Here is a 21,022-nt window from a genome sequence, read left to right on the forward strand (position 1 = left end):
AGCCCTTTTTTAGATCTAAGTTATTACTTTTTACGCAGTGCTTCTTGGCACTCCGCAGCATCACAGTAACCGTATAGGTTGAGTGAGTGACCTGTTAAAGTAAAGCCATGCTTTTCAGCGACTTCATGCTGCTCATGCTCAATTACTTCGTTGCTAAACTCAACCACTTTGTTGCAGTTTTGACAAACAATATGATCATGATGATCGTCTTGCATGATTTCGAAAACAGAATGGTTATTTTCAAAGTGATGGCGCTGAATAATGCCCGCTGCTTCAAACTGCGTTAACACGCGGTAAACAGTTGCTAAACCGACATCTTCACCTTGTTCAAGTAAAGTCTTATAAATATCTTCCGCACTTAAATGGTGTTGCTTTGAATTTTCTAATAGTTCTAATATTTTAATTCGTGGAAGTGTAACTTTAAGTCCAGCTTTGCGTAGATCTTGATTTGAAATTGGCATGTAAAAAGGTCTCTCAACAAATTTAAAGTTAGAATATGCAACAAAGTGTAGATGCAGTATGATCTATCCGTGGCTCAATTGCATCATAATTAATTTGGGATAGTGTAGCAAAATGCAAAAAATCATGTTGGCGTTATTCGTCACTTCACTGCTCGCAGGCTGTTCGACCTTGGGCGTTTATAAAGTTGATATTCCTCAAGGTACGCCATTAACTCAAGCACAAGCGTCAAAAATACAAGTTGGCATGAGCCATCAACAAGTTCGCTTTTTGCTTGGCAGCCCGACAGTTTCAGATCCAATGAATCCGCTACGTTGGGACTACATCTACAATTATACCCCAGGAACGTATGCTAAAAAAGCCAAGATTCCTGCTGCACAAGGTCAACACCTAAAAGTCTATTTCGACTCAAATGGTATTGTGCAAAAAATTGAAGGCTTAGAAACCATTCCTGCATCTCAGCCAGGCTTACCAGCATCGAAAGAAGCGATTCTAAACGCGCCCCCACTATAAAGCCTTATTCTAAAAAAGAAACCCCTCAACTGAGGGGTTTTTCATATCATTTCGATTGTTTTAAGCGATTGCCTTTAGCAAAGCGACCCACAGGGTTATTTTGTGCACGTATCCTTCGAATATCTTTAGGATTAATACTCAAAGGGCGATAAATTTCAACACGATCCCCTGCCTGTAAAACCTGTTGAAGGTCTTTCAATCGGACACCAAAGATGCCCAATTGTAAAGGCTCAGGCAATTCAACCTGCGAACCTATGCCACTCAGCTGAATCGCATCCTGCGCCGTCATTCCTTCAGAAAATGGCACACTGATATGAAACTGCTGGTCTGCTGTTGCATAGGCAACCCAGACTTGTTGAAGCATGCTCATTAAATCAGTTTTCCAAGCACGGCTACAATTGCCAATACAATAGAAACGGGTAATACAACACGCACAGCAATGCGCCAAATATTATAAAAAGCTTCATTACTAAAGTTCATCGACTTACGTAAATGGCTAATTTTCATAATCCAACCAGCAAAAATGGCATAAATCAAACAAATCACTAAGCCCCACAGCATCAGTAAGATGTTAAAAATCGGGCCAGTGGCTGGAATCAACCACACCAACGTTGCAGCCAGCAATACGAGCCACTGAATCACAATATTTAATTGGCGCTGTGCCAACTGCTCACGTGCCATCTGTAACAGCACGGCTGCCGCTGCAACCGCAGTTAAAGCAATCGCATACGCAGGTAATGCCGCTTGGACGGCAAAAAATGCAAAAGCAACTACCGCCAAAATTTGTGCAATCCAAATCGGTAAAACAGTCTTGCTTGCAGCATCTTGCTGCTGAACTTGTACCAAACTATTTTGCCAGTACAGGCCGAGTCCTAAACCACTTGCCACCAAAGCCAATACCGTTGCACTGCCCCATTCTGAAAATTCAACCGGTGTCACCTGCCACTCAGCGGTTCCTGTACCAAAAAGGTTTGCAAGCACTAAGGAGATCAGCACACCGACCGCCATTAACGCTAAGGTCAACAGACGTGGGGCAAAAGACAACGCGATGGCAACCACAGCCAAAGCAATAAAGATCACGGACGATGTCATATCGGCCAGTGCATATTGATTTAATAATTGCGCAGCATTAGACAACATGCCGCCCGCTAAAAAAGGAATAAAGATGACAGCAAGCCATCCAACAAGACGCCACGTCTGAGAAGCATCGGCATCACGCGTCAAACTCAACAAAGCATTCAATGCCGTGGTTTTTGAACGCTTGGCTAAGGCAATTTCTAAGTAACACACAGGTAAAGCCAAGATCACCATGGTCACTAACCAAAGTAACCAAAAGTCGAGCTGACGTTCAACCTGAATTCCCACCAAGGGTGCAAGTGTGGCAATGATAATAAATGATAAACAAAATGCCATCAGCGGCGATAACCATCGTGACAGAGCATTGTCTTGCATGATGCGTTCCTTCAATAAGTCTTGCGCTATTTTGCCTTGCTCGCTTATGAAAATCAAAAACAAAAAGCAAACCATCAAAACTGATGATTTGCTGCGCTAAATATAATTAAAATTTATTGTTTTTATCCCTCGTTTGGCTCACTTATGAAAAGAAACGAGCAAACCAGTTTTTCCCTTTTTTCTTTTCTTTTTCTTTGATAATACCCATCATATTTTCTTTTACGGCACCGACATAATCTGCATCATCGTGCTGGATATGATTAATCAGCCATTTCGACAACACTTCATGCAGTTCCGCTTCGATTGAATGACCCAACTCAAAACGGTCACGATAAGATTCAATTTTTTTAATAAATAAATCATGTACGCGTTTGTGAGGTACACGGTATTTATAACCTGCTTCTTCTTGGAGAGACTCTTCAAAAGTAAAGTGAGACTGTGTGTAATCAATAATATTTTCTAAAATCTGTTTCACGCGTTCACGGTCAGTATTGACATCAATTGCATCAATTTCATTGATATAATCGAGAATACGACGGTGTTGATCGTCAATCACATCGATACCAGTATTATATTCTGGAACCCACTTCATTATCATTCCGACCACCCAATAAAAATTAATAGATCAATTACATGAATTAATCATATCGATTAGAATTAAAAATAAAAGTGAATCAAATTGGTTGGTTTTATAGTATTTTCATTAAATTAAACTTAAGTGTCTATTTTAAATAAGTAAATAAATTTAAACCCGACCAAAAGAATCAGTTATTATTTAATCGATTTTATTATTTGACAAGTACTTATCAAAATAAAAGCATGTTTTATATTATTATCAACATGCTTTTATATTCTAATCATTTTGAAATAAATTAATATTGATCCGCTTTAGTAACACGTTTTAAAGATGGATCTTTGGCTTCTCGGATTAAACGTTCCACATGGGTCATTTGGTGGCGGATCGCTTTGCCATATTGAAATAAAATCATTTCACCGGGTGCAAAGGCCGTCCACGCTTCATTTTGAGTCAATGGTTCGGTGGTAATCACGGCCACGCGATCCTCTGCGGTTGTGACTTGGCTGAAATCGACTTCAACATCAATATCGATCAACTGTGCAGGTTTAAATGGGTACTCACGCACCAACCAATGCAGTTTGGTAATGGCATAACTAAACAGGGCTTGTCCATTCGATAAACAAAAATTGAACGTGCCATGCTCCGCAATCCGTGGAGAAATATCAGTTAATAAATCAAAAACTTGATCTAGACTTGGCTCGGTATAGCCAAACTTGTTCACCAGCTGATCCAGTAAATAACAAAATGCACGTTCGCTGTCGGTATTGCCCACTGGGGTAAAGCGTCCTGAAAGTACAGGATCAAAGTCATGCAAATCGCCATTATGCGCAAAAATCCACTGCCGTCCCCATAGCTCACGGCTAAATGGATGTGAGTTTTCTAAGTTGATTTTTCCTTGTGTCGCTTTGCGGATATGTGCAATCACATTGCGTGATTTGATTGGATAATTACGAATTAATTCAGCAATCGGGGACTCAACTGCAGATTGATTGTCAACGAATAAACGGCAAGCTTTATCCTCAAAAAAAGCAATCCCGAAACCGTCACAATGGTCTGAAGTAATCCCCGCGCGCTGTGAAAAGCCTCGAAATGAAAAGGTAATATCAGTCGGTGTTGCACAGTTCATTCCGAGCAGTTGGCACATAATCTTGATCTTATTTAAACATATTTATTTATGATGGTTTTATTGTGCATGAGTCCTGACTGGCTTGCAATTCACAATGCTTCATAACCCGAACACATTCAGGCATAAAACTATTTTTATAAAATGCATCGGCCTAAAAAAAGCCTCCGAGGAGGCTTTTTAAAAATGCTAGTGTTTATTACTGCGATTGGTAATCAATGTACCGACACCATGATCGGTGAAAATCTCCAACAGCGTTGCATGTGGCACACGACCATCTACAATATGCGCGCTTACCACACCACCTTTCACCGCATCTAGAGCACAACCCACTTTCGGAATCATCCCTCCGTAAATCACGCCCGTTTCAATGAGACGGTCAACTTCTTGAGTGGTTAGACCAGTGAGCAGGTTTTTATTTTCATCTAAAACACCTGAAATATTAGTCAACAAAATCAGCTTTTCAGCACCGAGGGCTTCAGCCACTTTTCCAGCCACCAAATCCGCGTTGATGTTGTAGGTATTGCCCTCTTCATCCACACCTAAGGGTGCAATCACAGGAATAAAATCACCACTGCTAAACATTTCCAATACATCAGTTTTAACACTGGTCACTTCGCCGACTAGGCCAAGATCAATTTTTTGTACTGTGCCATCTTCCGCAGTTTTTTCCATCAGTAACTTTTGTGCACGCAGTAAATTACCATCTTTACCCGTTAAACCAATGGCACGACCGCCATGTTGGTTAATCAAGTTCACGATGGATTTATTCACACTACCACCCAACACCATTTCAACCACTTCCATGGTCGCTGGATCGGTCACTCGCATGCCATCAATACGGTCAGACTCACGCCCCAATTGCTTTAAAAACGAGTCCACTTGTGGACCACCGCCATGCACCACGATTGGATTTAAACCGACGGTTTTTAACAAAACGATGTCACGTGCAAACGAGCTCTCAAGCTCAGGATCGGTCATTGCATTGCCACCATATTTCACTACTAGCGTTTTTCCAGCAAAACGTTGAATGTACGGCAAAGCTTCAGTCAGGACTTGTGCTTTGTCGAGGCCAGTATGTTGATGTGGCATGTGCCTCTCCTTAATGGGCGTCTAATAGGTCTTGTGCAATCTGCGGATAATCTGCCGTCAGCATGTGCACAAAGTTATGGCGAATTTGATGGAGCCGCTGATCACTGTCCGCGTCGAAACGCACAGTAAAATACTCGCCCGTATTCGATGCTCGAATAATGCCAAATCCATCCTCAAAATCAAGTCTTACGCCATCAATTTTACTCATTTCTGCTTGAAAGTGCTGACTTTGTTTTTCCACATTCGCTAAAACCAGCGCGGGTGAAATCTGATGGGTGCTGATATAAATATCCTCTGTACTGGCACGTTCTGGGTAGTCTGCTAACGCTTCCGACAAAGTGCATTGCTTCAGGCTTAAGTATTCCAATACACGTAATGCGGCATATAAACCATCGTCATAGCCAAAGCCACGACCATCATTAAACACATAATGCCCTGCATATTCACCGCCAAAAATAGCTTGTCCTTCAGATTGCGCCAAGTATTTACGTAGAAAAGAACTGCCTGTGCGAATCATTTTTGGAATACCCTGATGGGCCAGTACAGTATTGCGAACCATGGTAGAACATTTCACATCAAAAACCACTTCATGCTCAGGATGATCGGCCAAACACATGTGCGCAAACAAGGACAATAAACGGTCTGCTGAAATGATTACGCCCTTTTCATCAATCAATACAACACGATCACCATCACCATCAAAGGCAATACCGATATCAGCATGCTGCTGTTGTACGGCGTTACGCAGCAGATCTAGATGTTTGGCTTGAGATGGATCGGGGGCATGTTCAGGAAATTCACCATTGGCCTCACAGCGTAAAGCATGCACCTCACAGCCGAGTTTCTTTAAGACCAAAACGGCACAACGACCCGCTGAACCGTATAAACCATCCACCACAACTTTATAGGATCGAGGTTGAGGCATGAGCTGTATATCATTGAGCAATGCCGCCTGATAAGCCAGACAATATTCAGGTACAATCAGATGTGGCGACGTTTGCCAGTTCATCTCTGCATGGCTGTCAAAATATTCATTTGTATCGCGTGCCACCTGCTGGATTGCCTCAGGTAAAGGAGGCTCACCCTGCATAATCCATTTGACCCCATTATCCGACTTCGGATTGTGGCTGGCTGTCACCATAATGCCATTGCCATCAAACTGGCGTGCCGTGTAATACAACACAGGGCTAGCACAGCATCCGATAATTTTCGCATCTAAGCCCTGTTTAAGACATTCTTTGTAAATAATTTCTGCAAAAGCAGGACTGCTTTGTCTAGCATCATAACCAATAGCTAAACGTGTCTGCCCAGTCTTTAAATATTGAGTTGCGAGCGCTTGTGCAATGGCACGAATCAGCTCAGCACTCATGACATCCAATTTGCCACGAATGTCATAGGCACGAAAAATATGTGCAGGAAATTTTGGCTGAAAATCCATAGGTCTAACTTCTAATTTATTCAGATCAACAGCTCTTTCAGCTGTCCTTGTTGTTATGCTTAACGCTGCATTTAATTTTACTAAGGATTCAAAAAAGAGTTGTAACTTTTTATGAACTAAAAATGATCATTCAGCATTAAAACAACAAAGCCTCTTTCATGGAGAGGCTTTGTTGTTTTACTTTATCACTGAGAGATTAGTTTTGACCAGTATGTCCAAAACCACCTGCACCACGTTCTGTCGCTTCAAATTCATTTACAATATCAAACTGTGCTTGAATCACAGGTACAAGTACATACTGTGCAAGACGTTCACCCGGTTCTAAACTGAAAGCTGTTTGGCTGCGGTTCCAAACTGATACCATCAATTCACCTTGATAGTCCGAATCAATTAAACCCACCAAGTTACCCAAAACAATGCCGTGCTTATGACCTAAACCTGAACGCGGTAAAATTAAACCTGCAAAGTGTGGATCTTCAATATAAATAGATAGACCCGTTTTCACCAAAACAGTTTGTCCCGGTTCAATGACAGTCGCAGCATCGACACATGCACGAAGGTCTAAGCCTGCTGAACCCGTTGTCGCATAGGTTGGCATTGGCCATTCATTGCCTAAACGTGAATCCAACACTTTAACCTGAACTTTCATTCTCTTTTTCCTAGTACAATAAATTTCTAAAACAAAAAAATATTTAGCGCTTAATCAACGCACGTAAATTGTCTAAATAATGCTGCGCTTGTAACTTCGGATCGACATTGCCCGCCAGTTTCTTTTTACGCCCCAGCCATTCCAACTCATCTTGCGGCAACTCATCCAAGAAGCGACTTGGTGTCATTTGCTTCATTTGACCACCCGCCTTACGTTGTTCTGCAAGCGTGATGGTTAAACCCTGACGCGCACGAGTGATGCCCACGTACATCAGGCGACGCTCTTCCTCAACTGTATCTGCGGCAATCGAGTTTTTATGCGGCAGCAACTCTTCCTCAAGACCAATCAGATAGACATATGGAAACTCAAGACCTTTAGACGCATGCAGCGTAAGCAAGTTTACTTTGTCAGTGTCTTCTTCTTCTTGCTGCTGCTCTAACATATCCAGCAACACCATTTTACGAATTACGCTTTCAATGTTTTTCTCATCAACATCTTCAGCACGGTTAATCAAACTTTGAATACTGCTATACAGCACTTCAATATTATCTAGCTTGGTTTTTTCTTGCGCAGGCGTCGCCGCAGACTCTTTGACATAGTCGATGTAACCCGCTTCAACCATCATCTTGCGAATAATCGGTACAGGTTCATCATCCTCAAGCAACTCACGCGTAAAGGTGGTAATGAAGTCTGCAAACTCCGCCAACTGCGTGGTGGCTTTTTTAGGAATCACCATGGTGAGTCGCTGATCACCCGCGGCAGAGAGCAACGACAAATGATTTTCTTGTGCAAACAAACCCAGCTTTTCTAAAGTCACAGGCCCAATGGCACGTTTAGGTGTATTGATAATCCGTAAAAATGCACTGTCATCTTCAGGATTAATAATGACGCGCAAATAGCTCATCACGTCTTTGATTTCAGCCCGTCCGAAGAATGACTGACCTCCCGATAATTTATACGGAATCTGCATTTGACGCAGTTGTGTTTCCAATGCACGTGCTTGGAAGTTCCCCCGATACAAAATGGCGTAATCTTTCCAATTTTTACCATTCATCAGTTTATGCGTAATTAAGTCTTTCACTACGCGTTCTGACTCATCGTCATCATTGCGGCACGTAATCACTCGAATTACTTCACCATGACCTTTATCTGACCACAGTTTTTTATCAAAAATATGCGGGTTGTTACCAATCACGGTATTGGCTGCTTTCAAAATACGACTGGTCGAACGATAGTTCTGTTCGAGTTTAATCACTTTTAAATTGTGAAAATCTTCATTCAGCAAAGCCATATTTTCAGGCTTGGCACCACGCCATGCGTAGATCGATTGGTCATCATCACCCACCGCAGTGAACTGTCCCATCACCCCGACCAGCAATTTCACCAAAATATACTGTGCGGTGTTGGTGTCTTGATACTCATCGACCAATAAATAGCGAATACGGTTTTGCCAGCGCTCACGAACTTCTGAGTTTTCTTGTAAAAGACGCGTCGGCATCACAATTAGGTCATCAAAATCGACCGCATTATAGGCACGTAAATTACGCTCATACAGTTGATATAAGTGCGCAAACTGAACATCTTCTGCGGTTTCACAGGTGGTGTGTGCTTGCTCAGGCGGAATCAGGTCATTTTTCCAATCTGAAATCATCTTCATGGCTTTGGCAATCAGTTCTTTACTTTCCGCACCGGATAAATTGTCACGGTGCATCAAGTCCATCAAAATACGCTTACAGTCGTCTGCATCTAAAATAGAAAAATTATTTTTTAATGGCGTGTGTTTCAGCTCTAAACGCAGCATGTTTAGGCCAAAGGTGTGGAAGGTCGAGACTGAAAGCCCCTTTGCCTCTTCACGTGACAGCAACTTGGTAACACGTTCTTTCATTTCACGTGCTGCTTTGTTCGTAAACGTCATCGCGGTAATACGATAAGCAGGAATGCCGCAATGTTTCACCAAGTAGGCAATCTTACGGGTAATCACCGAAGTTTTACCTGAACCAGCCCCTGCAAGTACTAACAAGGGTCCTTGAGTGTATTTCATGGCTTCAAGTTGCTTGTCGTTTAACTGACTTGCCAGTGACATAGTCTTTCCTCTATTTCATTCCGAGCTCGATTATAGTCATCTCCGCTACAGATGCATAATGCAAATTCATATTTTAACAGTCATAAAAAAACCACCCGAAGGTGGTTTTTCAGTCTTCAATAAAAATTATTGAATTGCGTAGATGCTGATTTCTACACGACGGTTTTGCTCACGGCCTTCAGCAGTGGCGTTAGACGCGATTGGGTTTGCTGAACCTTGACCTTGTGCATTAATACGTGTTGTAGAAACACCTTGAGATGCCAAGTAACTTGCTACAGATTGCGCACGCGCTTGAGACAGAGGAATGTTAATTGAATCATTACCTGTACTATCTGTATAACCTGTTACAAGAATACCGCTCTTGTTATCTTCAGTTAAGGTTTGCGCAACTTTGTTTAAAGTTGAATAGAAGTTCGGCTTGATGTTTGATTTGTTGGTATCAAAGGTAATGTTACCCGGCATAACCAAACCTACAGAACCATCTGGATTACGGTTAACTTCTACACCAGTCCCCGCCATTTGTTGACGAAGTTTCTTCTCTTTGTTGTCAAGGTAAACACCAGTTGCACCACCGACAACTGCGCCAATCGCTGCAGCACGGTTGTTTTGACGACTCGTGTTTGCGTTTCCTTTAGAAATACCATAACCCGCAGCAGCACCAATTAAGGTCCCTAGAGCAGCTTTATCGTATTCCACACCACCAATGTTATTACCAGTGCTTTGACAACCTGTAAGAACCATTGCCCCAACGACTGCGGAAATTGCTAGTGCACGCATCGCATGCCTCCTTCTTTGTGTGTTTTGTTTATAGAACGAATATTGTCGTAAAACGATGATCTAGACCATTGATTTTTTGTTAATAATAAAGCCTTTATTTACAATATGTAATAAAAAATTTCCTTTTCAATGCTTTCTTCGTCACAATTTCTACACAGTTAATGTTTGGTGCTTTTCTATTTGATCATCCCGTACTATATTGACCTTTAGAAAATAGAACGAGTTGCGAAACGCATTATATTCTAGGGTTTATTTTTATGTCATCACCAAACCAAAAACAACCTTTATTAAAAAAAATCACACGTGGTTTAACTGTTGGTTCAGTCATTACAGGCAGTACTTTTTTTCATGGTCCGCCAGTGCTGGCACTCGGCCTGACCAAACTGTTTAAAAAATCAAAAAAAGTGGATGAGACCAATATTCAAATCACCAACAGCTGGCTGGCTGTGAACAATTATTTAATCGATCATGTCCTACCCAACACGAAATGGGACATTTCTGTCGATGATGATCTTGAGCTAAGTATGCAGGGTCGTTACCTGATGACTTGCAACCATCAAAGTTGGGTCGACACCACGGTTAACCAATATTTTGGTTTAACCCGTATGCCCCTCACCCGTTTCTTTACTAAGTGGGAACTTATTTTTATTCCATTTGTCGGCCAAGCTTTTAAAATTCTAGGCTTCCCGATGATGAAGCGGCATAGTAAAGAACAAATTGCGAAAAATCCTGCGTTGAAAACACGCGATATGGAAGAGGCACGCAAGTCTTGTGAACAACTGCTTAGCCAACCATTCACCCTGTTAAACTATTTGGAAGGCACGCGTTTTACTCCTGAAAAACATGCACAACAGCAATCGCCTTATCAAAATTTACTTAAACCGAAAGCGGGTGGCTTGGCCCTAGCCTTAAGTATTTTAGGTAATGACATTGATGCCTTGGTAGATATGACCATTGTCTATCCCGACGGCGCGCCTGGCTATAGCGAATTTTGGCTCGGGGACGTCCCACGGATTGCGGTCAATTTGCGTAAAATTGATATTCCTGCATGGGTACTCGCTGGAAACTATGAAGACGATGCAGACTTTCGTAAACAATTCCAAAAGTGGGTCGATCAACTTTGGACTGAAAAAGACCAGTTGATTGAAAAAATGAAAGCCAAATACTCAACGTCCAATTTAACCGAGTAAGGGTCTATGCATGATGCAGAATAACCAAGTCAAAAAGTCTAAATATCATCAGGTTGATCCACAAAGTTTGTATTTCAAACTGTTTTTGATCTATGACATTTTTATGGTGTTTCTCATCATTTTTAACTTGTTTTGTTTGTGTGCTAATTTTTTTATCATGAGCAATATCGGTGGATGGTTTTTCCATGCCATTCACCTAGAAAGTGTCTTAAGCTTCTATCGTGAGCATTTACATCCGTGGGTCATCACCACAGAAGCTTGGTTTATTCTGTTCTTGATTACTGAATTATTGGTGCGTTGGGGCATTGCCATCGTTTATCGACACCATCGTCGCTGGTTTTTCTTTCCCTTTATTCATTGGTACGAAATTTTAGCGATTATTCCTCATTTACGTTTTTTAAGATTATTTCGCGCAGGGGTGATTGCTTTTCGCCTGCATGAATTGGGCTATAACGTAATTCCTGAGTCGGTACAAGCCAAGGCCAAATTTTACTACCGCGTGGTGATGGAAGAGCTCTCTGACCGCGTCGTGATTACTGTATTGGATGGGGTGAAGCACGAATTAAATACCAGTTCGACCCATAAAAAAATTATCCATGATCTCGTCGATCATCATCGGGCTTTATTTGCACAGGCATTGGCTGAAATTTTACAAGAATCTCTCGCCACTGAACTGAAACAACGTCAATATTTAATTGCTCAAAATGTTGGTCTGATTGTGAATCGTGCGATTGAAGATACCCCTGAACTCACCCAATTACTGCGTTTAATACCAATTGTGGGGGGAAGAATTGAGCAACAAATTCAAAGTATCGGACAACGACTTGGTGAAAACATCACACAAGGTTTACTGGAACCGATGGTGGTGGGAAATCCAGCACAGCCCAATGCCACCTATCGCTTGATAGCTGAAAAAGTCAGTGATTTAAAAATCGACAATCAGTCTTTGGAACAGTTGGTTGAGTCTGTTGTTTATGAAAGTTTGGATGCCATTCGCAAGCAAGTTAAGGTGAAACAGTGGTTAGAAGAGCTTGAAAAAGATGATCAAGCCAAAGAATAAGCATTAAGGTAAAAATATTACAAACGCAGCTAGTGCAATCCTTCATTTTGTTCTAGGATTTGCTCTATTTACAACATCACTTCTTTAGTAAAAAATAAATCTGAGAAGTCTTAAGGAAAAATTATGGCTGATATCCGGATAACTGGCAGAATGGTCAATGCGATTCGCATTACCCTTGACACCAATGATCATGATGCAATCCGACAGCAATTAAGTAAAACATTACAAAATGCATCGACTGCTGGGGCGTTAGTTGTTCTGGAAAGTAGCGTTGAGCAAGAGTTAATTTCCTTGATTCAATTATTACTGGATCTGGATGTACAGCCAATGGCAGTACAAGAAGGAATTTTGGCGGAACAAGCCCGCGCCATTCAGTTCCCTGTGATTCCAGCACAAGGACATGGTATTAGCTCGCAACTTCAAGAAGTCAAAGCAACCAAAGAGCAAGTGGTTGAAGCTCCTGCTGCGACAGCTTCGACCAATGCACCAGTTGCGACAGCACCTGTCATTCGCCATGCAACTTCATACCATGACGAAATTTTACGTACGGGTCAGTGCTTGGTTCAAAATCAAGGCGATATCATTATTACCGCAGGTATTAACAGTGGCTCGGAAGTGATTGCTTCAGGAAATATACATATTTATGGTAGTGCTCGTGGTAGAGTCATTGCCGGCGCGGGCGGAAACAGCGCTGCACGCATCTTCTGTCATGCTTTAGAAGCTGAATTGGTTTCAATTGCAGGGACCTATTGTGTTGCAGATGATATTCCAGCGCAGCATTTAAAACGCCCAACACATATTTACTTAAATGATCAACAAGAGCTTGTATTTGAAGCGCTTGAATTTTAATGTATAAATAAACACCAAAAGCCCCAAATGATAAATAAGGGGATTTAAACCATAACAGGAGTGGATTCGGTGGCGAAAATTGTTGTCGTAACATCAGGCAAAGGTGGCGTAGGCAAAACTACGACAAGCGCATCTTTTGCAACAGGTTTAGCCCTACGTGGTCACAAAACTGTTGTGATCGATTTTGACGTAGGTTTACGTAACCTTGATTTGATCATGGGTTGTGAACGCCGCGTTGTGTATGATTTTGTCAATGTATTAAATAACGAAGCTCGATTACAACAAGCGCTTATCCGCGATAAAGATATCGAGAACTTATATATTTTACCTGCGTCGCAAACCCGTGATAAAGATGCCTTAACTGATGAAGGCGTAGCACGTGTCATGGATGAGTTGTCACAAGAGTTTGACTACATTATTTGTGACTCACCTGCAGGGATCGAACGCGGTGCAATTTTAGCAATGTACCATGCCGATGAAGCGATTATTGTGACCAACCCTGAAATTTCATCTGTACGTGACTCTGACCGTATTATTGGTATGCTCGACAGCAAAACCAAAAAAGTTGAAATGAATGAAGGTCGTATTCGTAAACACTTGTGTATCACACGTTTCAACCCTGAACGTGCCGATAAACAAGAAATGTTAACCATTGACGACATTTCTAAAGATATTTTACGTGTGCCAACTTTGGGAGTAATTCCTGAATGTAAGAGCGTTTTACAAGCATCGAACGAAGGTAAACCTGTCATTCTCTTTACTGAAGAATCCGCAGGCCAAGCCTATGATGACCTTGTAGCACGTTTCTTAGGTGACGAACGTCCTTACCGTCATATTACCGTAAAGCCTAAAGGCTGGTTAGCACGATTATTTGGAGCGTAGACATGGCAGGATTTTGGAGTAAGCTTTTTAGTAATGATGAAAAACCGTCTAGTGCTCAAACAGCGAAGGATCGTTTGAAAGTCATCGTAGCGTCTGAAAGTGGTTTAGGTAAACGTCTTAGCCAAGACAAAATCGACCAAATGAAGAAAGAAATCATGCAAGTGGTGAATCGCTATGTTCGCGGTGTAGATGAACAGCACATTCAAATGGCTGTACGCTCTGAAGCGAATATTGAAATGCTTGAAATGAATATCAATTTGCCTGAAGAACGTTAATCTGATTTTTGATTAGTCAAGTAAATTGAATCAAGGCAGAATATGCGCAGACACAAGAAAGTATTTTCTTTGTCTCCCATATTTTGCCTTTTTTAATGATTAAACCAGCAAGGAGATTGCTATGGCATTATCTCAGCCAGCAACGTTCAATGAAGAATGGTCAGATGAGCGTGTATTTGCCTACTTAACTCAGCTTCCTCCTGAAGGTGTGAATGGCGACTTTCATGTGTTGTACCATGCCTTTAAACACATGCGCCCAAGTGATTATGAGCGTCTGCTCACCCAATTTAAAACGGATGGCCGCAATATTAACGCTACCAATCCAGAAGGTCTGCGCATTCATGACGTAATTGCCGCTTACCCACGTCAAGCAGCTCCCTTCTTAGACGTTTTGGCTAAATTTGCCTAAGTCTAGATCTGCTCAATGCGCAGGATCTACAAATGCCAGCTTATTTCTATGAGACTGGCATTTTTTATGTCTGTAAAAACCACATCCAAAGTGGAAAAGTCAAACCGAAACACAAGGTTTGCAAACTAATGACCGCTGCCATGAGCTGGCTGTCCCCTTGAAAATATTTGGTTAGGACATAGGCTGCTGAGGCCGTTGGGAGCGAGAAGAATACCACTACAATCATGGTTTCAAATGTTGCTAAACCAAATAAAAGACAGCCTACATAGGCTAAAATAGGCACCAAGATTAAACGTCCAAAAGTGTTTAAGATTAGCGCTCGACCCGCATATTTTAACGCATTAAACTGGAGTGCTGCGCCCACACACAAGAGCCCAAGCGGAAGGCTCATCCCTGCTACTAGCTTTAAAGATTGGCTGATGCTCTCGAGCAAATGCATACCTGAAAAATTAAAAGTAATCCCGACCAGACAGGCCAGAATCAGCGGATTTTTCGCAACTGACCACGCAATATTTTTATAAGATAGTCCCTGCCCTTGAGAAAAACCAAGTACGGACAGTACATTCACCAAAGGAATGACAAAGGCAATAATCATAGCAAAGACTTGCATCCCCGCAGCGCCAAAAATCAAAGCCATACTAGTCAAACCAATATAAGTATTAAAGCGAATATGACTCTGTAAATAGACGCCAAATTGCGCCACAGGCGTACCATACAGCGCTTTTAATACCCACAGCACCACACTCATCAGCAAGGTCACAGTAAAGACCACAGCAAGCGCTGGCAGGACTTGCCCGACATTAAAATGAACGGTGGCTAGACTACTGAACAGCAAAACAGGAAATAAAATCCAATAATTCAGTCTTTCAGCGCCTTGCCAAAATTCCACCGTTAAAAAGCGATACCGCTTTAATACATACCCCATGGCAATGAGTACTACCAATGGAATTAATGCATCAATAATTTGCATGACTGGATGCCTAAACTGAATGATTAAGAAAAAGCCTGCAATCCGCAGGCTTTCTTTTTAAACTAAAATTTCTCGCTTACCGTTCGCACCTTGCGCGCTCACGATCCCATTTTCTTCCATTTGGTCGACAATCCGCGCGGCACGGTTATAGCCCAAACTAAACTTACGTTGTAGCGAGGACACCGAAACCTTGCGTGTTTCCAATACAAAGGATACGCACTGGTCATAAAGTGCATCACGGTTTGGATCGCCATCACCATCTTCAAAGCCACGAGAACTTGGCTCTTCATCAAATGGCGTTAGGATTTCATCAACATAATTTGGCGAGCCACGTTCACGCCAAGCATCACAGATGCGGTTCACTTCATCATCGGCAATAAAGGCACCATGTACACGTTCAGGTTCAATTTTACCCGGGCCTAAGAACAACATATCACCATGACCCAGTAAGTCTTCCGCTCCACCAGCATCCAAAATCGTGCGAGAGTCAATTTTCGAGTTCACACGTAAAGCCACACGTGTTGGAATGTTGGCTTTAATCAGCCCCGTAATTACATCGACCGATGGACGCTGCGTTGCAAGTAACAAATGAATGCCTGCGGCACGTGACTTTTGTGCCAAACGCGTAATCATTTCTTCAGCTTTCTTACCGACCTGCATAATCATATCGGCAAACTCGTCCGCCACAATCACAATCGAGGGTAATGGAGTCAAACGTGGTGCACGCTCACCTGCAACCGAATCACTGGCTTTCCAAGTCGGATCAATCAGCTCTTCGCCATTGGCAATCGCTTCTTCCACTTTACGGTTATAGTCCGCAAGCTTACGAATTTTTAAGAAAGACATCAGCTTATAGCGACGTTCCATTTCATTCACACACCAGTTCAAGGCACTGACTGCATCCTTCATGTCCGTGACCACAGGGGTAAGCAAATGTGGAATATCGTTATAGTTAGCAAGTTCTAACTGTTTCGGGTCAATCAAAATTAAACGCAGCTCATTCGGCGTATATTTCAACAACATCGATAAAATCATCGAGTTCACTGCAACAGACTTACCTGAACCTGTGGTGCCTGCAACCAGCATATGCGGCGCTTTACCTAAGTCAGCAATGACAGGATTACCTGAAATATCTTTACCCATTGCCATCGAAAGAATGCTATTCGGATCGGTAAAAGCAGGAATAGTCAACAACTCGATTAAACGCACCATTTCACGTGTGCTATTCGGCACTTCAATCCCGATATACGGTTTACCCGGAATGACTTCAACCACGCGTACAGATGCCATGGACATTGAACGTGCCAGATCTCGTGAGATATTGGTCACTTTAGAGGCTTTCACACCTGGTGCTAAATCCAACTCAAAACGAGTTACCACAGGCCCCGGCTGTGCTTCGACTACTTTAGCCTTGACATTAAATTCTTGTAGCTTAATTTCAAGCAATTCAGATAACCGAGCTAGCTGTTCCGCAGTGAAATTGACTTTTTTATTGAGGTCAACTTCATCCAGTAAATCCAGTCCTGGCAGCGGTGATAAATCACGACGACGCTCTGCTACTTGCATGGACAAAGACATTGGACGGCCTGATGCATCCGTCAGTGGCGCATCAAAATCGAAGTCGTCTTCTTCTTGCGGTTTTCCAGCAGTGTCCTGCCATGCTTCAATAAACGCTTCTTTGGACAAAACTTCTTTGGCTACAGCCGCTGTAGCACTTGTGCTTACGGTATTATGATGCTGAATAGGTGCTTGTACAAAAGCTGATGACTGCGCATAGCTACTGCTGGTCCGCACATCTGAAGCAGCAACTTTCTGCTCCGACCAATCTTCAGCAAGGAATTCGTCTAAATCATCCAATTCATCAAGCTGTGCTTTTGCAATTCCACTCGGCGCTGGTTGTAATGCAACGGGACTTGCAGCAGCACTTAAGGTTGCAACCTCGGCTACCGCAATTGGATCTTCAACCACATGTAAATGAGACACCGGTTCAGGCGTATTGAAGGGGCTGTGAACATCCGTTGCTGTTTTGCCATTGGGTACGGCAGCAAGCAGCTCGTCAAAGATTTCATCATCATCCCAATCAACATTTTTCTTCTGTGCAGGAGCATCGTCTTGGAAATAATTAGGATCAGCAATTGCCGCTGTATGATCTTGCACCACTGCTTGAAAGTGTTGTTCTGGGCTAAATGGGCGATCTTCTTCGGCAGCACGAAGTAAAGCATCAATATCATTTTTATGACGTTGATCTTCACCTGAGTTTAATGCACGCCACACTTCCCCTGTCGCCACCACGCGTTGACTGTCTTGTTCTAATTGGTGCGCTTTTTCTATAGTCCGCTCAAGCTCTACTTCATCATCCACATCCACCTGTTGTTCTTGAACACGTTGCTCTTTAGCCACCATGTCATTAAACAAATGCTCTGCTGAATAGTCGCGCTGAGGTGCTTTAACTGATGCCTCTTGCACGGCTACTGGCGCCTCGACCAATTCCGTTGCTTCAACACTCTTTTTCGGTGCCGTTGCAATCACTTCTTTTTTGACGCTTGGCGTCGTACGATCAAAGGCAGACTCGCTTTCAGGTACGTTACGGTAAAATAAATCTTGTAAATACGCAGGAGTTGCTTTGAGGGTCGCGAAAGTACGGTTCCATTTGATACCGAAAGCCAAGGTCAATAAGACCACGGTAAACACGACCAAAAATAAGGTTGCACCGTAAATGGTTAAAATCTGCGACAAACTTTGTCCCAGTTCATAACCAATAATGCCACCAGAGGCATTGTCTAATGTGTCCGCTGGAACTTTCCAAAACAAGAACAGTAAGCTAGCGGTTGCAAGCAAAATAAAGAATTGTGCAGCATAACGAAATGGACGGTTTAAAAAACTATGCGGCCACCATACTTGAATGGCTTCAATGAACAAAAACACAGGAATAAGTAGACTTGCCCAGCCTAAAAAACCGAACAGTAAGTCAGCAATCCACGCCCCTGCAACGCCACTGGCATTCGAGACTTGCAAAGTATCACTTGATATATGCATCCAGCCCGGATCAAATGGGGTATAGGTCACGGTAGCAAGGAACAAATAAATGCCAAACGAGACTAAAAATAATGTCATTAATAAGCGCTGTGCATAAGCACCCGACACCTCAGTCATATACTGTCCTGTAACAAATTCTTCATTAATGTTTTTGTTCGAAACCTAAAGCAAAAGTTTCACAATAAACGTCATATTATGCACCTCTTCTTTATAAAAAGATGCACTATTCTTAAATGCTTTATGTATAGCGAGCAGATGATTTTTCCACTTTTTCCCGCTCTACACCGCATATTTCTTCTATATAGCTCAAATCGATTTGATTGATCAATAATATCGACATTGAACTCACACAACTGTTATAGAGTTTCACGTATAATTCCACAAATTTCTAAATAAAAAAAGGATTCTACGTATGAGCGCTCGTCACTCACGTTTGATTATTCTCGGTTCAGGCCCTGCGGGTTACAGCGCTGCGGTATATGCTGCGCGTGCCAACTTAAAGCCTACATTGATTGCGGGTATCCAACTCGGTGGTCAACTAACGACAACGACTGAAGTCGATAACTGGCCGGGTGACCCTGAAGGCTTAACAGGTCCTGCACTGATGGAACGTATGCAAGCGCACGCGGAACGTTTTGGTACTGAAATCATCTACGATCATATCAATGAAGTCGATCTTTCTGTACGTCCATTTGTACTCAAAGGTGACATGGATGAGTTCACTTGTGATGCACTGATTATTGCCACAGGTGCGACCGCTCAGTACTTAGGTCTTGAATCTGAAGCTGCTTTTATGGGCCAAGGCGTAAGCGCATGTGCAACCTGTGATGGTTTCTTCTACAAAAACCAAAAAGTGATGGTTGTGGGTGGCGGCAATACTGCCGTTGAAGAAGCACTATATTTGTCTAACATTGCATCGCATGTGACTTTGGTTCACCGTCGTGACTCATTGCGTTCTGAAAAGATCCTTCAAGATCATTTATTTGAAAAGGAAAAAGAAGGCAAAATTAGCATCATTTGGAATCACCAAGTGGATGAGGTTTTAGGTGACAACACGGGTGTAACCGCAGTTCGCCTAAAATCGACTCAAGACGAATCTACACAAGATATTGATGTCCAAGGTTTGTTTGTTGCCATTGGCCACAAGCCAAACAGCGCGATGTTTGATGGTCAATTGAACTTACGTGATGGCTATATTCAAGTTCAAAGCGGTACATCTGGTAATGCCACAGCTGCTTCTGTTGCAGGTGTATTCGCAGCAGGTGACATTGCTGATAGCGTTTATCGTCAAGCGATCACTTCAGCAGGTTCTGGCTGTATGGCTGCGCTAGATGCAGAAAAGTATTTGGATGCTTTAGGCGAATAATCTGAGCCTTGAAAAAGACCGCCTTCCATAGGCGGTTTTTTTATGTATGATCTTAAAGTCATTTTTTATCATGTATACACACCACTATGCAGCAGTTACCACCTTCTGAGTATATCTTTCCCGATCCACTTGAAGTTGACCCCGAAGGTGAAGGCTTAATTTGTATTGGTGCAGACCTCTCCCCTTCTACCTTATTTGAAGCCTACACCCATGGTTTGTTTCCATGGTTCTCAACAGGCGAGCCCATTTGCTGGTGGTGCCCCGAGCCACGTTGCATCATCCGTCCGCAGGATTATCAGCCCAGCAAAACCCTCATTCGTAGCATGAAAAAGCAGGATTATCGCATCACCATCAATCAAGCTTTTGAACGAGTGATCCGCGCCTGCTCACTACCACGCAGCTATGCTGATGACACGTGGATCAGTGAAGATATTATTGATGGCTACTGTGCAATGTTTGATGCGGGTTATGGCTATAGCGTTGAAGTTTGGGACCAAACACGCTTGGTTGGTGGATTATACGGTATTAGCATTGGACACGGCTGTTTTGGGGAGTCCATGTTCAGCACCGAAACGGATGTCTCAAAAATGGCATTTTATACGCTGATGTTGATTGGACGTGAAAATAAGCTACCTTGGATCGACTGCCAATTGGTCAATGATCATCTTTTAAGCCTTGGTGCTTGTACACTTTCTCGGCAAACCTACTTAAAATCGTTACAAGATGTTGTAAATCAACCCGCTATCGATTGGAAAATGTATCAGGAGGGTGTATTTTCAAGTAAAACAATAGCGCAAAATGCGCGACTGACTGAATAAAGAA

Annotated in this window: 21 protein-coding genes; 9 read left to right on the top strand and 12 right to left on the bottom strand. The window is 42.5% G+C overall.

The features are described 5' to 3' along the window. Nucleotides 1-23: 23 nt before the first annotated feature. Nucleotides 24-461, bottom strand: coding sequence for a ferric iron uptake transcriptional regulator (fur, locus tag HYI04_RS11390; protein ID WP_004694866.1), 438 nt, complete (start codon nucleotides 459-461; stop codon nucleotides 24-26). Between the two features lie 112 nt (nucleotides 462-573). On the opposite strand from fur, the gene HYI04_RS11395 reads away from it, so the two are divergent. Then, a complete protein-coding gene (locus HYI04_RS11395; protein ID WP_087528300.1) occupies nucleotides 574-972 on the top strand; it encodes an outer membrane protein assembly factor BamE in 399 nt (132 codons plus the stop codon). 46 nt (nucleotides 973-1,018) lie between these two features. On the opposite strand, the gene HYI04_RS11400 is transcribed toward HYI04_RS11395, so the two are convergent. The 9 genes from HYI04_RS11400 to HYI04_RS11440 all read right to left on the bottom strand — a co-directional run bounded on the left by HYI04_RS11400 (nucleotide 1,019) and on the right by HYI04_RS11440 (nucleotide 10,163). After that, nucleotides 1,019-1,342 carry an RnfH family protein gene (locus HYI04_RS11400; protein ID WP_159153013.1) on the bottom strand — a complete coding sequence of 108 codons (324 nt, stop codon included), beginning with the start codon at nucleotides 1,340-1,342 and terminating at the stop codon, nucleotides 1,019-1,021. Beyond that, nucleotides 1,342-2,424, bottom strand: a complete 1,083-nt coding sequence (locus HYI04_RS11405) for a hypothetical protein (RefSeq protein WP_159153012.1) — start codon at nucleotides 2,422-2,424, stop codon at nucleotides 1,342-1,344. Before HYI04_RS11405 ends, HYI04_RS11400 begins: the two co-directional genes overlap by 1 nt. 142 nt (nucleotides 2,425-2,566) lie before the next feature. Further along, on the bottom strand, nucleotides 2,567-3,022 hold the full coding sequence (locus HYI04_RS11410; protein ID WP_005400160.1) for a bacteriohemerythrin: 456 nt from the start codon (nucleotides 3,020-3,022) through the stop codon (nucleotides 2,567-2,569). A gap of 274 nt (nucleotides 3,023-3,296) precedes the next feature. Then, entirely contained in the window at nucleotides 3,297-4,145 is an 849-nt protein-coding gene (locus HYI04_RS11415; RefSeq protein ID WP_159153011.1) for a class II glutamine amidotransferase, read from the bottom strand. Between the two features lie 168 nt (nucleotides 4,146-4,313). Next, a complete protein-coding gene (gene argB / locus HYI04_RS11420) occupies nucleotides 4,314-5,216 on the bottom strand; it encodes an acetylglutamate kinase (RefSeq protein ID WP_110974846.1) in 903 nt (300 codons plus the stop codon). Between the two features lie 10 nt (nucleotides 5,217-5,226). After that, nucleotides 5,227-6,654, bottom strand: a complete 1,428-nt coding sequence (locus tag HYI04_RS11425) for a phosphomannomutase/phosphoglucomutase (RefSeq protein WP_159153010.1) — start codon at nucleotides 6,652-6,654, stop codon at nucleotides 5,227-5,229. A gap of 196 nt (nucleotides 6,655-6,850) precedes the next feature. After that, the gene (dut, locus tag HYI04_RS11430; RefSeq protein WP_004694889.1) at nucleotides 6,851-7,303 is read right to left on the bottom strand and encodes a dUTP diphosphatase; all 453 of its coding nucleotides are present in this window, start codon (nucleotides 7,301-7,303) and stop codon (nucleotides 6,851-6,853) included. Between the two features lie 43 nt (nucleotides 7,304-7,346). Then, the gene (locus tag HYI04_RS11435) at nucleotides 7,347-9,386 is read right to left on the bottom strand and encodes a UvrD-helicase domain-containing protein (RefSeq protein ID WP_159153009.1); all 2,040 of its coding nucleotides are present in this window, start codon (nucleotides 9,384-9,386) and stop codon (nucleotides 7,347-7,349) included. Between the two features lie 126 nt (nucleotides 9,387-9,512). Beyond that, on the bottom strand, nucleotides 9,513-10,163 hold the full coding sequence (locus HYI04_RS11440; RefSeq protein WP_062034242.1) for an OmpA family protein: 651 nt from the start codon (nucleotides 10,161-10,163) through the stop codon (nucleotides 9,513-9,515). A 257-nt stretch (nucleotides 10,164-10,420) separates the two neighbouring features. Between HYI04_RS11440 and HYI04_RS11445 the strand changes: the two genes are divergently transcribed. From HYI04_RS11445 to HYI04_RS11470, 6 genes are all read left to right on the top strand, one after another. Then, nucleotides 10,421-11,353, top strand: coding sequence for an acyltransferase (locus tag HYI04_RS11445; protein WP_159153008.1), 933 nt, complete (start codon nucleotides 10,421-10,423; stop codon nucleotides 11,351-11,353). A gap of 10 nt (nucleotides 11,354-11,363) precedes the next feature. Further along, nucleotides 11,364-12,413: a preprotein translocase subunit SecA gene (locus tag HYI04_RS11450; protein ID WP_372239169.1), complete on the top strand. Its 1,050-nt coding sequence runs from the start codon at nucleotides 11,364-11,366 to the stop codon at nucleotides 12,411-12,413. Between the two features lie 123 nt (nucleotides 12,414-12,536). Further along, nucleotides 12,537-13,262, top strand: coding sequence for a septum site-determining protein MinC (gene minC, locus HYI04_RS11455; RefSeq protein ID WP_148826645.1), 726 nt, complete (start codon nucleotides 12,537-12,539; stop codon nucleotides 13,260-13,262). A gap of 69 nt (nucleotides 13,263-13,331) precedes the next feature. Beyond that, entirely contained in the window at nucleotides 13,332-14,144 is an 813-nt protein-coding gene (gene minD / locus HYI04_RS11460; protein WP_039889843.1) for a septum site-determining protein MinD, read from the top strand. 2 nt (nucleotides 14,145-14,146) lie between these two features. Further along, nucleotides 14,147-14,419, top strand: a complete 273-nt coding sequence (gene minE / locus HYI04_RS11465; RefSeq protein ID WP_004694905.1) for a cell division topological specificity factor MinE — start codon at nucleotides 14,147-14,149, stop codon at nucleotides 14,417-14,419. 121 nt (nucleotides 14,420-14,540) lie between these two features. Further along, nucleotides 14,541-14,828, top strand: coding sequence for a PA4642 family protein (locus HYI04_RS11470; RefSeq protein WP_159153007.1), 288 nt, complete (start codon nucleotides 14,541-14,543; stop codon nucleotides 14,826-14,828). Nucleotides 14,829-14,892: 64 nt separating this feature from the next. Here the strand turns inward: HYI04_RS11470 and HYI04_RS11475 are convergent, their stop codons facing one another. Then, nucleotides 14,893-15,798, bottom strand: coding sequence for an AEC family transporter (locus HYI04_RS11475; protein WP_159153006.1), 906 nt, complete (start codon nucleotides 15,796-15,798; stop codon nucleotides 14,893-14,895). A gap of 57 nt (nucleotides 15,799-15,855) precedes the next feature. Beyond that, nucleotides 15,856-18,951, bottom strand: coding sequence for a DNA translocase FtsK (locus HYI04_RS11480; protein ID WP_159153005.1), 3,096 nt, complete (start codon nucleotides 18,949-18,951; stop codon nucleotides 15,856-15,858). A gap of 295 nt (nucleotides 18,952-19,246) precedes the next feature. On the opposite strand from HYI04_RS11480, the gene trxB reads away from it, so the two are divergent. Both trxB and aat read left to right on the top strand, forming a co-directional pair. Further along, nucleotides 19,247-20,200 (top strand): thioredoxin-disulfide reductase, encoded by a 954-nt coding sequence (trxB, locus tag HYI04_RS11485; RefSeq protein WP_004694912.1) that lies wholly within the window; start codon nucleotides 19,247-19,249, stop codon nucleotides 20,198-20,200. 86 nt (nucleotides 20,201-20,286) lie between these two features. Continuing rightward, nucleotides 20,287-21,018, top strand: coding sequence for a leucyl/phenylalanyl-tRNA--protein transferase (gene aat / locus HYI04_RS11490; protein ID WP_130235182.1), 732 nt, complete (start codon nucleotides 20,287-20,289; stop codon nucleotides 21,016-21,018). Nucleotides 21,019-21,022 lie beyond the last annotated feature (4 nt).

The sequence above is a fragment of the Acinetobacter sp. SwsAc2 genome, from assembly GCF_013391465.1.
GTDB classification, from domain to species: Bacteria; Pseudomonadota; Gammaproteobacteria; order Pseudomonadales; family Moraxellaceae; genus Acinetobacter; species Acinetobacter johnsonii.

Excerpts from the sequence above, each read along its gene's own strand:
- fur (WP_004694866.1), bottom strand. The coding sequence starts at position 461 with ATGCCAATTTCAAATCAAGATCTACGCAAAGCTGGACTTAAAGTTACA.
- HYI04_RS11395 (WP_087528300.1), top strand. The coding sequence starts at position 574 with ATGCAAAAAATCATGTTGGCGTTATTCGTCACTTCACTGCTCGCAGGC.
- HYI04_RS11400 (WP_159153013.1), bottom strand. The coding sequence starts at position 1,342 with ATGAGCATGCTTCAACAAGTCTGGGTTGCCTATGCAACAGCAGACCAG.
- HYI04_RS11405 (WP_159153012.1), bottom strand. The coding sequence starts at position 2,424 with ATGCAAGACAATGCTCTGTCACGATGGTTATCGCCGCTGATGGCATTT.
- HYI04_RS11410 (WP_005400160.1), bottom strand. The coding sequence starts at position 3,022 with ATGATAATGAAGTGGGTTCCAGAATATAATACTGGTATCGATGTGATT.
- HYI04_RS11415 (WP_159153011.1), bottom strand. The coding sequence starts at position 4,145 with ATGTGCCAACTGCTCGGAATGAACTGTGCAACACCGACTGATATTACC.
- argB (WP_110974846.1), bottom strand. The coding sequence starts at position 5,216 with ATGCCACATCAACATACTGGCCTCGACAAAGCACAAGTCCTGACTGAA.
- HYI04_RS11425 (WP_159153010.1), bottom strand. The coding sequence starts at position 6,654 with ATGGATTTTCAGCCAAAATTTCCTGCACATATTTTTCGTGCCTATGAC.
- dut (WP_004694889.1), bottom strand. The coding sequence starts at position 7,303 with ATGAAAGTTCAGGTTAAAGTGTTGGATTCACGTTTAGGCAATGAATGG.
- HYI04_RS11435 (WP_159153009.1), bottom strand. The coding sequence starts at position 9,386 with ATGTCACTGGCAAGTCAGTTAAACGACAAGCAACTTGAAGCCATGAAA.
- HYI04_RS11440 (WP_062034242.1), bottom strand. The coding sequence starts at position 10,163 with ATGCGTGCACTAGCAATTTCCGCAGTCGTTGGGGCAATGGTTCTTACA.
- HYI04_RS11445 (WP_159153008.1), top strand. The coding sequence starts at position 10,421 with ATGTCATCACCAAACCAAAAACAACCTTTATTAAAAAAAATCACACGT.
- HYI04_RS11450 (WP_372239169.1), top strand. The coding sequence starts at position 11,364 with ATGATGCAGAATAACCAAGTCAAAAAGTCTAAATATCATCAGGTTGAT.
- minC (WP_148826645.1), top strand. The coding sequence starts at position 12,537 with ATGGCTGATATCCGGATAACTGGCAGAATGGTCAATGCGATTCGCATT.
- minE (WP_004694905.1), top strand. The coding sequence starts at position 14,147 with ATGGCAGGATTTTGGAGTAAGCTTTTTAGTAATGATGAAAAACCGTCT.
- HYI04_RS11470 (WP_159153007.1), top strand. The coding sequence starts at position 14,541 with ATGGCATTATCTCAGCCAGCAACGTTCAATGAAGAATGGTCAGATGAG.
- HYI04_RS11475 (WP_159153006.1), bottom strand. The coding sequence starts at position 15,798 with ATGCAAATTATTGATGCATTAATTCCATTGGTAGTACTCATTGCCATG.
- HYI04_RS11480 (WP_159153005.1), bottom strand. The coding sequence starts at position 18,951 with ATGACTGAGGTGTCGGGTGCTTATGCACAGCGCTTATTAATGACATTA.
- trxB (WP_004694912.1), top strand. The coding sequence starts at position 19,247 with ATGAGCGCTCGTCACTCACGTTTGATTATTCTCGGTTCAGGCCCTGCG.
- aat (WP_130235182.1), top strand. The coding sequence starts at position 20,287 with ATGCAGCAGTTACCACCTTCTGAGTATATCTTTCCCGATCCACTTGAA.